Source organism: Nonomuraea sp. NPDC049419, assembly GCF_040676995.1.
Lineage (GTDB): Bacteria > Actinomycetota > Actinomycetes > Streptosporangiales > Streptosporangiaceae > Nonomuraea > Nonomuraea salmonea.
Genome location: NZ_JBFAQB010000031.1, coordinates 19,505 through 30,676 on the forward strand (window position 1 = coordinate 19,505; position 11,172 = coordinate 30,676).

The 11,172-nt window shown below is 71.7% G+C and carries 8 protein-coding genes; 5 read left to right on the top strand and 3 right to left on the bottom strand.

Annotation, left to right across the window (positions count from 1 at the left end; translation table 11 throughout):
* Window positions 1–126: 126 nt before the first annotated feature.
* Together purQ and purL are read left to right on the top strand one after the other, a co-directional pair.
* On the top strand, window positions 127–807 hold the full coding sequence (gene purQ, locus AB0K12_RS45460) for a phosphoribosylformylglycinamidine synthase subunit PurQ (RefSeq protein ID WP_364575055.1): 681 nt from the start codon (window positions 127–129) through the stop codon (window positions 805–807).
* Entirely contained in the window at window positions 804–3,053 is a 2,250-nt protein-coding gene (gene purL / locus AB0K12_RS45465) for a phosphoribosylformylglycinamidine synthase subunit PurL (RefSeq protein WP_364575057.1), read from the top strand. Before purQ ends, purL begins: the two co-directional genes overlap by 4 nt.
* Before the next feature lie 195 nt (window positions 3,054–3,248).
* Here purL and AB0K12_RS45470 read toward each other — a convergent pair whose 3' ends face one another.
* Window positions 3,249–4,091 carry a hypothetical protein gene (locus AB0K12_RS45470; protein WP_364575059.1) on the bottom strand — a complete coding sequence of 281 codons (843 nt, stop codon included), beginning with the start codon at window positions 4,089–4,091 and terminating at the stop codon, window positions 3,249–3,251.
* Between the two features lie 195 nt (window positions 4,092–4,286).
* On the opposite strand from AB0K12_RS45470, the gene AB0K12_RS45475 reads away from it, so the two are divergent.
* The 3 genes from AB0K12_RS45475 to AB0K12_RS45485 are packed head-to-tail and all read left to right on the top strand — an operon-like array spanning window position 4,287 to window position 8,509.
* Window positions 4,287–6,308, top strand: coding sequence for an adenylate/guanylate cyclase domain-containing protein (locus AB0K12_RS45475; RefSeq protein ID WP_364575061.1), 2,022 nt, complete (start codon window positions 4,287–4,289; stop codon window positions 6,306–6,308).
* A gap of 34 nt (window positions 6,309–6,342) precedes the next feature.
* Window positions 6,343–7,005, top strand: a complete 663-nt coding sequence (locus AB0K12_RS45480) for a Crp/Fnr family transcriptional regulator (RefSeq protein ID WP_364575063.1) — start codon at window positions 6,343–6,345, stop codon at window positions 7,003–7,005.
* A gap of 28 nt (window positions 7,006–7,033) precedes the next feature.
* Window positions 7,034–8,509 carry an MFS transporter gene (locus tag AB0K12_RS45485; protein WP_364575065.1) on the top strand — a complete coding sequence of 492 codons (1,476 nt, stop codon included), beginning with the start codon at window positions 7,034–7,036 and terminating at the stop codon, window positions 8,507–8,509.
* Here the strand turns inward: AB0K12_RS45485 and AB0K12_RS45490 are convergent.
* On the bottom strand, window positions 8,476–9,222 hold the full coding sequence (locus AB0K12_RS45490) for a methylenetetrahydrofolate reductase (RefSeq protein ID WP_364575067.1): 747 nt from the start codon (window positions 9,220–9,222) through the stop codon (window positions 8,476–8,478). The genes AB0K12_RS45485 and AB0K12_RS45490 overlap by 34 nt on opposite strands.
* A 40-nt stretch (window positions 9,223–9,262) precedes the next feature.
* Window positions 9,263–11,143, bottom strand: coding sequence for an ABC transporter ATP-binding protein (locus AB0K12_RS45495; protein WP_364575069.1), 1,881 nt, complete (start codon window positions 11,141–11,143; stop codon window positions 9,263–9,265).
* Between the last annotated feature and the right edge of the window lie 29 nt (window positions 11,144–11,172).

Sequence of the window (11,172 nt, forward strand, 5' to 3'; positions counted from 1 at the left end):
AGCCCGCGCCAGTCCCGCGTTCCCGAGCCGATGCGGACCACCGGAGCGCACCCGATAACCTGGTGATACCGCCGTCCACCCCGATCGGACGGTGGCGCGCGCATTCACCCGGAGGGGACGACTGTCATGAGCGCTGCCCGTGTGGGCGTTGTCACGTTTCCAGGAACTCTCGACGACCAGGACGCAGCCAGAGCCGTGCGCCTCGTGGGCGCGGAGGCGGTCCCGCTGTGGCACGCCGACCACGACCTGAAGGGAGTCGACGCCGTCTTCCTGCCCGGCGGCTTCTCCTACGGCGACTACCTGCGCTGCGGCGCCATCTCCCGCTTCGCGCCGATCATGGACGAGCTGGTCCCCGCCGCGAAGGCGGGCCTGCCGGTCATCGGCACCTGCAACGGGTTCCAGATCCTCTGCGAGGCGCACCTGCTGCCCGGCGCGCTCACCCGCAACGCCTCGCTCCACTACGTCTGCCGTGACCAGCGGCTCAAGGTCGAGCAGACCGCGACGGCGTGGACCAACGGCTTCACCGCCGGCCAGGAGATCGTGCTGCCGATCAAGCACGGCGAGGGCCGCTACGTCGCCTCCGACGACACGCTCGCCGCGCTGGAGTCGGGCGGCCACGTGGTCTTCCGCTACGTCGGCAACCCCAACGGCTCGCTCAACGACATCGCCGGCATCCGCAACGAGGCCGGCAACGTCGTCGGCCTCATGCCGCACCCCGAGCACGCCGTCGAGGAGCTGGTCGGCGCCCCGAGCACCGACGGCCTCGGCATCTTCACCTCCATCCTGAAGAACCTGGTGAACGCATGACAGACAGTGTCCAGCGGGCGGCGGAGACTCCCGACGAGCCGATGCCCTTCGCCGAGCTGGGGATGAAGCAGGACGAGTACGACCGGGTCAAGGAGATCCTGGGCCGCCGTCCGACCGGCTCCGAGCTGGCCATCTACAGCGTCATGTGGTCCGAGCACTGCTCGTACAAGTCGTCCAAGGTGCACCTGCGGCAGTTCGCCACCAAGGCGCCCAAGTCCGAGGCGCTGCTGGTCGGCATGGGCGAGAACGCCGGCGTGGTCGACATCGGCGACGGGTGGGCGGCCACGTTCAAGATCGAGTCGCACAACCACCCCTCCTACGTCGAGCCGCACCAGGGCGCGGCCACCGGCGTCGGCGGCATCGTGCGCGACATCATGTCGATGGGCGCCCGCCCGATCGCGGTCATGGACGCGCTGCGCTTCGGCGCCGCCGACGCGGTCGACACCCGGCGGGTGCTGCCCGGCGTGGTCGAGGGCATCAGCAGCTACGGCAACTGCCTCGGCCTGCCCAACATCGGCGGCGAGGTCTCCTTCGACCCCTGCTACATCGGCAACCCGCTGGTCAACGCGCTGTGCGTGGGCCTGCTGCGCAAAGACCAGATCAAGCTGGCCACCGCGCCCGGGCCGGGCAACAAGGTCGTGCTGTTCGGCGCCTCCACCGGCCCCGACGGCATCGGCGGCGCGTCGGTGCTGGCCAGCGCCACGTTCGAGGACGAGTCGCAGGCCAAGCGGCCCGCCGTGCAGGTCGGCGACCCGTTCATGGAGAAGCTGCTCATCGAGTGCTGCCTTGAGCTGTACGCCGCCGACGTCGTCGTCGGCATCCAGGACCTCGGCGCGGCCGGCGTCTCCTGCGCCACCACCGAGCTGGCCGCCAAGGGCACCGGCGGCATGACCGTCGACCTCAACCTCGTCCCGCTCCGCGACCCCTCGCTCAGGCCCGAGGAGATCCTGATGAGCGAGTCGCAGGAGCGCATGATGGCCGTGGTCCGGCCCGACGACATCCCCGCGTTCATGGCGATCTGCCAGAAGTGGGACGTCCCCGCCACCGTCATCGGCGAGGTCACCGACACCGGCCGCCTCGTGATGACGTGGGACGGCGAGGTCATCGTGGACATCCCGCCGGGCACCGCCGCCGACGACGGGCCCGTCTACGAGCGGCCCTACCACGAGCCCGCCGGGCAGGCCGCGCTCAACGCCGACACCCCCGACCGGCTCGAGCGGCCCGCCGACCTGCGGCAGACGCTGCTCAAGCTGCTCGGCTCGCCCAACCTCGCCTCCAAGGAGTGGGTGACCGGCCAGTACGACCGCTACGTGCGCTCCAACACCGTGCTGGCCCAGCCGGCCGACGCGGGCATGCTGCGCATCTCCGAGGCCATCGCGGGCGCCGAGCCGACCACCCGGGGCATCGCGCTGTCCACCGACGGCAACGGCCGCTACGCCAAGCTCGACCCCTACGCCGGGGCGCAGCTCGCGCTGGCCGAGGCGTACCGCAACGTCGCCGTCACCGGCGCCAAGCCGCTGGCCGTCACCAACTGCCTCAACTTCGGCTCCCCCGAGGACCCCGAGGTCATGTGGCAGTTCGCCGAGGCCACGCGCGGGCTCGCCGACGCCTGCAGGACCCTCGGCGTGCCGGTGACCGGCGGCAACGTCTCCTTCTACAACCAGACCGGCTCCACCGCCATCCACCCGACGCCGGTGGTGGGCGTGCTCGGCGTCATCGACGACGTCGCCCAGCGGGTGCCGACCGGGTTCGTCGCCGAGGGGCTGCGCGTCGTGCTGCTCGGTGACACCCGCGAGGAGCTGGGCGGCTCGGAGTGGGCTCACGTCGTCCACGGTCACCTGGGCGGGCTGCCGCCGCAGGCCGACCTGGAGGCGGAGCAGGCGCTCGGCACCGTCCTCGTCGAGGCGGCGCGGCGCGGGCTGCTCGCGGGCTCCCACGACCTGTCCGACGGCGGGCTCGCCATCGCGCTCGCCGAGTCGTGCCTGGCCAAGGGCGTCGGGGCGACCGTCGAGCTGACCGGCGACGCCTTCACCGACCTGTTCAGCGAGTCGGCGGCGCGGGCGCTCGTGGTGGTCCGGCCCGAGGCGTACGACGAGCTGGCCTCCCTGTGCGGCCGCCACGACGTCCCCTGCTACGGCCTGGGCACGACCGGCGGCTCGTCCCTGGTCGTCAAGGACGTCTTCGAGGTCCCGGTGGAAGAACTCCGCACCACGCACACGGCGGCCCTGCCGGCGCTGTTCGGCTGACGCGAGTTTCTCAGGGCCGGTGCGAGCTCCCTCGCACCGGCCCCTTTTCCACACGATCGCCGCGCCGGCGCTGTTCTGCGCGCTGTCCGCGGTGCGCCCGGAATCGCCGTAGCCGTTAACCGGCACGTGGCTTGCACGTGCCGGCCCCTTCCTTCCTGCCGTGGTTCTCCGGGCGCTCGGCGTTGTGCGGAAGCCTTACTTCTTCAGGCAGACGGCGTAGACCGTGCCGCCGCTGCCGCTGCCGCCGCCGAGGCCCTGGCTGGAGACCTCGGCGGTCTTCATGTCGTTCTTGGTGACGCTGACCGACCAGCCGTTGCCGGACGGCATGCTGCTCGTCACCTGGGAGCGGGAGTCCACCTGGAAGCCGCCGCCGGTCACCAGGTCGCCCGCCTTGCACTTCGCGGTGCCGCTGGAGCCGGAGAAGCGCTCGGAGACGGTGTAGGTGCTCAGGTTCGCGCCGGTGCCGGGCTCGCCCTTCGGGCCCTGGGGCCCCGCGGGGCCGCGCGGTCCGGTGTCGCCCTTCGGGCCCTGGGGGCCAGGGGTGCCGGGCTTGCCGGGAGCGCCCTGCTCGCCCTTGGGGCCCTGCTCACCCTTCGGACCCTGCTCACCCTTCGGGCCCTGTTCCCCCTGCTCGCCCTTCGGGCCCTGGGGGCCGGCGGGGCCGGGCGCGCCCTGCTTGCCCTGGATGCCGTGGCGGCCCTGCGGACCGCGGTCGCCCTTCGGGCCCTGGGGACCGGCAGGGCCGGCCGGACCCGCGGGCCCCTGCGGGCCGGTCTCGACGGTGGTGGTGGACGTGCCGCCGCCCCCGATGACCATCCGCTGCTCGCTCTTACGGCACTTGGCCGTGACGTTGACGATGCGGACGTACCGCGACTTCTCGTGGACGCAGGCGTGCACCGTTCCCGCCGCGGCGCCGGCCGAGACGGCGGAGGCCGCGGACGATGCGGTGGCGACGCCGCCCGCGGCCAGGAGCGAGGCGGCCAGCGCCCCGACGGTGGCGAGTGTCAGCGTGCCCCCACGACGAACCTTGATGGCCACGATGCCCTCCAGAGGGTCGAGTGTTGCGCGTGTGATGCAAGAGATTCACGCCTCAAACGTTCCAAAGGATGACCGTGATTACGTAACGCATTTATCTCGAAACAGAGGGTTACTGACGGCGATGACGGATTGTCGATGACGTGGGTGAGTAAAACGACGCAGTCGCGACAGCGATCGCCCGTGGATAATCGGTCTGTGTCAACCCCTGGTCCCACGTACCTCCCACCGGCCACCCAGCCCGTTCGCGGCGTTGTCTGGGGGATCCACCTGGCGCTGCCCATGCTGGGCCTCTGGCTGCTGCTGGCCAACGACCACATCAACATCCCGTGGCAGCACAACCCGAGCCACTTCTGGCTGATCATCCTGGTCGCCGGCGTCAACCTCGTGCTCGGCGTGCTCATCAGCGAGGCGTCGCGGCGGCGCGCCGACGCCCGCCTGTTCCTCGTCTCCATGGTCTTCGTGACCAACGCCGGCTTCTTCTTCCTGCACGGCCTGGCCACCCCCAAGGTCATCCTGCCCGGCGGCTCGGTGGGCTTCGACGCGGGCCAGCAGGTCGGGCTGTCGATCGCGGCGGTGTTCGCGTTCGTCTCGGCGCTGCCGCTGGGCGAGCGGGTGGCGAAGGTCGTGCTGTCGTGGCAGCACTTCATCAGGGGCGCGCTGCTCGGCGCCATGGTGCTGTGGGGCATGGTGTCGCTGGTGCCCGGCCTGACCGCGCTGAGCGAGCCGCCCGAGGTCTCGCCGATCGACTGGCTGGTCTGGGCGTCGATCCCGGGCCTGCTGCTGTACGGCGCGGCCGGCGTGATGATGTTCCTGCTGCACAGGCGCCGCCCGTCGGCGATGCTGATCAGCCTGCTCACCGCGTACGCGCTGCTGGCCGAGTCGATGGTGGCCGGCATGTCGCAGCTCAACTGGCACCTGTCGTGGTGGGAGTGGCACCTGCTGCTGACCCTGGCCTTCATGTTCGTCGCCTACAGCGCCTACCTGCAGTTCAGGCGCGAGGGGTCGAGCGCGGGGCTGTTCGACTCGGTGGCGCTGTCGGCGACCGTGGCCCGCATCAAGCGCGACTACGACCAAGCGCTGGAGGAGCTGGTCGAGCACGTACGCAAGGGCGAGCCGCTGGCCGCGACCCGGATGTCGGGCAAGTTCCGGCTCAACGAGGGCCAGGCGGCGGTGCTCGACCGGGCAGGACGGGCGCTGGCCGAGGAGCGCGAGCTGTCGGAGCGGCTGTCGGCGCTGGTGGCGGTGAGCGTGCAGACGCGGGTGGGCCTGCCGGAGGACCAGCTGCTGACGACGTCTCTTGAGCGGGTGCGGCAGGCGTACGGGGATGTGAAGATCGCGCTGGTGTCCGAGGGCAAGACGCAGGTGGGCTCGCGCGACTACGCGTTCATGGGTGACGACCCGATCAGGCGTGACGGGCTGCTGGCCTTCCCGCTGACCGTCAAGGGCAACCTGGCGGGCGTGCTGGAGGTGCCGATCGGGCGGACGAGCCAGGACGAGGCGCTGGCCGCGACGCTGGCCGGGCAGCTGTCGATCTCGCTGGAGAACGCCCGGCTCTACCAGGAGCTGCACACGCTCTTCCACCAGTACATGTCGCCGGACGTGGCGCACGCGCTGCTCGCCGACCCGGGGCAGGCGGCGCTGGGCGGCGAGGTGAAGGAACTGACGGCGCTCTTCGCCGACCTCAAGGGCTTCACGACGTTCTCGGAGAAGGTGACGCCGGGCGAGATCGTCGAGATGCTCAACCGCTACCACACGGCGGCCGTCCCCTGCATCCTGAACAACGGCGGCACGATCGTGCAGTTCGTCGGCGACGCGCTGCTGGCGCTGTTCAACGCGCCTGCCACGCAGGCGGGGCACGCGCGGGCGGCCTGCAAGGCGGCGCTGGAGATGCAACGGGCCGCCGCCGAGGTGGCCGAGGAGATGGCCTGGCAGCGCTCCGACGAGGTGGAGTGGCCGACGTTCCGGGTGGGCGTCAACACCGGGCCCGCGCTGGTGGGCAACATCGGCAGCCCCGAGCTGCGCGGCTTCAACGCGATGGGCGACTGCGTCAACGTGGCCGCCCGCCTCCAGGCGATCGCCGAGCCCGGCACGGTGGTCATCGGCGAGACGACGTACCGGCAGCTCGGGGATGACGTGACAGTGAATTCCCTGGGCGCGCTCAACCTCAAGGGCAAGGAGGAGCCGGTCACCGCGTACGTTCTGACGGATTTGGAATAGAACCAGGGTTCCGTTTGCCGCCATAATCGGGCGCATGGCCCCAGAACCTGGCGAGTTTCTCACCCTGCTGACCAACGAGGAGGTCGAGTCGCTGAAAGCGGCCGGCCGCCTGCGGCGGTGGGATCGCGGCACGACCATCATGACCGAGGGCGACACGTCCGACTGGGTCCTGGTGCTGCTGGACGGCCGGGTCAAGTGCTCGTCCCACACGAGCGCGGGCACCGAGGTGGTGCTCGCCGTACGCGGTCCCGGCGCGCTCATCGGCGAGCTGTCGGCCATCGACGGCTCGCCCCGCTCGACCACGGTCACCGCGCTGGAGCCGATCTCCGGCATCGTGGTCCGCGACTTCGCCACGTTCCTGGAGTCGCACGGCCGCATCGCGGTGCTGCTCATGCAGCAGGTCAGCGCCAAGCTGCGCGACTCCGACAGGAAGCGCATCGAGTACGGCGCCTTCGACACCACCGGCCGGGTCGCCACCCGCCTGCTGGAGCTGGCCGAGCGCTACGGCGAGAAGACCACCACGGGCGTCCGGGTGGCGCTGCCGCTCTCGCAGGACGAGCTGGCCGGCTGGACCGGCGCCTCCCGCGAGGCCGTCAGCAAGGCGCTGCGCACGCTGCGCGACCGCGGGCTCATCGAGACCGGCCGGCGGCGCGTGGTCATCCATGACCTGGAGGGACTGCGCAAGCGCGCCAGGTGACCACATTCCGTGACGTACGTCGTACGTCATGATGGAGGTCATGGTCGCGGTCACCCCCCACGACGCCACCCGCCTGCGCTACGCCTGGCGGGTCTGCGCGGTCACCAGCCTGGGCCTGGTCCTCATCGGCATCGCCGGCAGCACGCTGAACGTGGCGCTGCCCGCGGTCGTGCGGCACTTCCAGGCGGGCCCGCTGGAGTCGGGCTGGATCCTGCTGGCGTTCCTGCTGGTCAACACCGCGAGTCTGGTGTTCTTCGGCCGGGTGGCCGATCTGCTGGGCCGGCGCGAGGTCTATCTGGCCGGGTTCGCGCTGTTCACGCTGGCCTCGCTGCTGGCGGGGCTGTCGCCGAGCGTCGGGTTCCTGATCGCGATGCGGGTGTTACAGGCGGTCGGCGCGGCCATGATCCTGGCGAACGGCACGGTGATCATCACTGACGCGTTCCCGCCCGAGCGGCTCAGCCAGGGCATGGGCGTCTACATCGGCACGATGTCGGTCGCCCAGCTCGCCGGGCCGACCGTGGGCGGCCTCATCGCGGAGACGGCCGGCTGGCAGTGGATCTTCTGGGTGAACGTGCCCGCCGGGCTGCTCGCGCTCGGCGTCGGCGCGGCGATCTTACGCAAGATGCCGCGGCGGCCCAGGCAGCCGGTGGACGCGCTGGGCAACGTGCTGGTGTTCGCCGCCCTGTCGGCGCTGCTGCTGGCGCTGTCGGAGGCCGGGTCGCGGGGGCCCGGCAGCCCCGTCGTGATCGCCGGGGTGGCCGTGTTCGTCGTGGCGGCGCCGCTGGTCGTGGTGGCCGAGCGGCGCTCCGCGAACCCGGTGCTGGACCTGCGGTTGTTCGGCGGGCGGCTGCTGGCGTGCGCGAACCTGGCCTCGTTCTGCAACGCGCTGGCCCGCTCCGCGCTGATCCTGGTCGTGGCGCTGTACTTCCAGGCGGCGCGCGGCGTGGGCGCGTTCGAGGCGGGGCTGAGCGTGCTGCCCGTGCCGGTGGGGATCGGGCTGGCCTCGCCGATCGTGGGCATGCTGGGGCGGCGGGTGTCGCCGTACGCGCTGTCCATCGGGGGCGCGCTGCTGAGCGCGGCCGGGCTCGGCACGCTGATGGTGACGGCGGAGGCGGGCACGCCGTACTGGGTGATCGGCATCGGGCTCTTCGTGGCCGGCTGCGGCAGCGGAACGTTCCTCACCGGCAACACCACGCAGGTGATGACCGCGCTGCCGGCCGGGAGCCTGGGCGTGGTCAACGGGCTGCGGGTGATGGTGATGAACGTCGGCATCGTGATCAGCGTCGGCCTGTCGCTCACCGTGCTGACCGCGTCGGTGGGGCCGGAGCTGCGTGCCCAGGTCTACGCGGGCACGCTCTCCACGCTCTCACCGGTGGCCGTGGGGCAGCTCATGGACGGCTTCCAGCGGGCGTATGCGGTGCTCTTCGCCGTGGCCCTGGCGGGCGCGGTGCTGGCGGCTCTGGCGCGGCCTCAGAGCGCGCCGGCCAGCCGCGCCTCGACCTGACGGTAACGGGCGACCGGGATGAGGTGCACCCCGGCGAACGCCCCGCTGTCGCGCAGCGCCAGCACCTGCTCGCACGCGGCCTCGACGCCCGCCGCCCGGTCGGCGGCCACCGCGGCCACGAGCTCGTCGGGGATCGCGATGTCGGGGATGGCCGCGCCCAGCGTGCGGGCGTGCCGCTCGCTGGCGAGGACCATCACGCCGGCATAGACCGGCACGTCGGCCGGGTGCTCCTCGCGCCAGCGCAGCTGGGCCTCCACCGAGAAGCTGACCTGGGAGAACAGGAAGTCGGCTGTACGCTTCCAGGCCGGCAGCGGGCGCAGCGCGGCGGCGGCGCCCACGTGGAAGTCGGGCGAGAACGCCCGCGCCTCCTCGATCATCGAGCGCACGGTCAGGTCGCTCGTGCGGTTGCCGCTGGTGGGCTTGTCGCCGTAGACGAACAGGAACCGCTCGACCCCGTACGCGGCGGCCGTCAGCAGGTCGCGGCGGAAGCCGAGCAGGTTGCGGTCGCGCGAGTTGAGGCACGCGATGCCCCGCCCGCCCATCGCCTCGACCTCGTGCGCCACGGCCACGCTCGACACGGTGGCCCGGCCGATGTGGTTGTCGGGGATGAGGAAGGCGCTCGCGATGGTGCTCAACGTGCCGATCTGGTGCCTGACGCGCTTCAGATCGGGCCGGGTGGGTGGTTCGATCTCACAGATCAGTTCGAAGGCCATGATCGTGACTGTAGCCTCCGGCCGCCGCCCCGAGGAGGGGTCAGGCGGCCGCCTCCGCCGCCGTCGGGTCCTCGAACTGGGTGCGGTAGAGCTCCTCGTAGCGGCCGCCCGCCGCGAGCAGCTCGGCGTGCGTGCCGCGCTCGACCACCCGGCCGTCCTCGATGACCAGGATCAGGTCGGCCGCCCGCACGGTGGACAGCCGGTGCGCGATCACCACGGCGGTCCTGCCCTCCAGCGCCTCGCCCAGTGCCGCCTGCACCGCCGCCTCCGAGGTCGAGTCGAGCGCCGCCGTGGCCTCGTCCAGGATCACCACGCGCGGCCTGGCCAGCAGCAATCTGGCGATCGTGAGCCGCTGGCGCTCGCCGCCCGACAGGCGGTAGCCGCGCTCGCCCACCACCGTGTCGAGGCCGTCGGGCAGCGACTGGATGAGCGTGGCCAGGCGGGCGCGGGTGAGCGCGTCCCACAGCTCGTCCTCGCTCGCCTCCGGCCTGGCCAGCAGCAGGTTGGCGCGGATGGTCTCGTGGAAGAGGTGGCCGTCCTGGGTGACCATGCCGAGCGTGTCGCGGATCGTGTCGGCGGTCAGGTCGCGCACGTCCACCCCGCCGAGCCGTACGGCGCCCGAGTCGACGTCGTACAGGCGGGGCAGCAGCTGCGCGATCGTGGACTTGCCCGCGCCGGACGAGCCGACCAGCGCCACCATCTGCCCTGGCTCGGCGCGGAACGACACCCCGTGCAGCACCTCCTCGCCGCCGCGCGAGTCGAGCACGGCCACCTCCTCAAGAGAGGCCAGCGAGACCTTGTCGGCCGAGGGGTAGGAGAAGCGCACGTCGTCGAACTCCACCGAGACCGGCCCCTCGGGCACCTCGCGGGCGCCGGGGCGCTCCTGGATGAGCGGCTTGAGGTCGAGCACCTCGAAGACGCGCTCGAAGCTGACGACCGCGCTCATGACGTCCACGCGGGCGCTGGCCAGCGCGGTCAGGGGGGCGTACAGGCGGGTGAGGAGCATGGCCATCGCCACGAGCGCGCCGGGGGCGAGCTGGCCGCGCAGGGCGTAGAAGCCGCCGAGGCCGTACACGAGGGCCAGGGCCAGCGCCGAGACCAGGGTCAGCGCGGTGACGAACGCGGTCTGCGTCATGGCGGTGCGCACGCCGATGTCGCGCACCCTGCGGGCCCTGCCCGCGAACTCGGCCGACTCGTGCGCGGGCCGGCCGAACAGCTTGATCAGCGTCGCGCCCGGGGCCGAGAACCGCTCGGTCATCTGCGTGCCCATGGCGGCGTTGTGGTCGGCAGCCTCGCGCCGCAGCCGGGCGATCCTGCCGCCCATCCGCCGGGCCGGCAGCATGAAGACGGGCAGGAGCACCAGTGCGAGCAGGGTGATCTGCCACGAGATGCCGATCATCGCGACCAGCGTCAGCACCAGCGTGACCAGGTTGCCCACCACGCCGGACAGCGTGTCGGTGAAGGCCCGCTGCGCGCCGATCACGTCGTTGTTCAGGCGGCTGACCAGGGCGCCGGTGCGGGTCCTCGTGAAGAACGCGATCGGCATCTTCTGGACGTGGTCGAAGACGGCCGTACGCAGGTCGAGGATAAGGTCCTCGCCGAGCCCCGCGGAGAACCACCGGTTGAGCAGGCCCAGCCCGGCCTCCGCGATCGCCAGCCCCGCGATCAGCAGCGCCACGGTCACCACCACGCCGAGCGGCTCGCCGTTGAAGATGGCGTCCACCACCCGGCCCGCGAGCAGCGGAGAGCCCACGGCGAGGCCCGCGAGCACCACGCTGAGCAGCAGGAACAGCGTGATCTTGGTGCGGTGGGGACGGGCGAACCCGGCGATGCGGCGGAGCGTCGCCCGCGACAGCGGACGACGCTCCTGCTGGTTGTTCATCGAGTAAAGCTGGTGCCAGGCGGTCATCTCCATGCTCATGACATGGACGGTACGACCTCGACTTAACT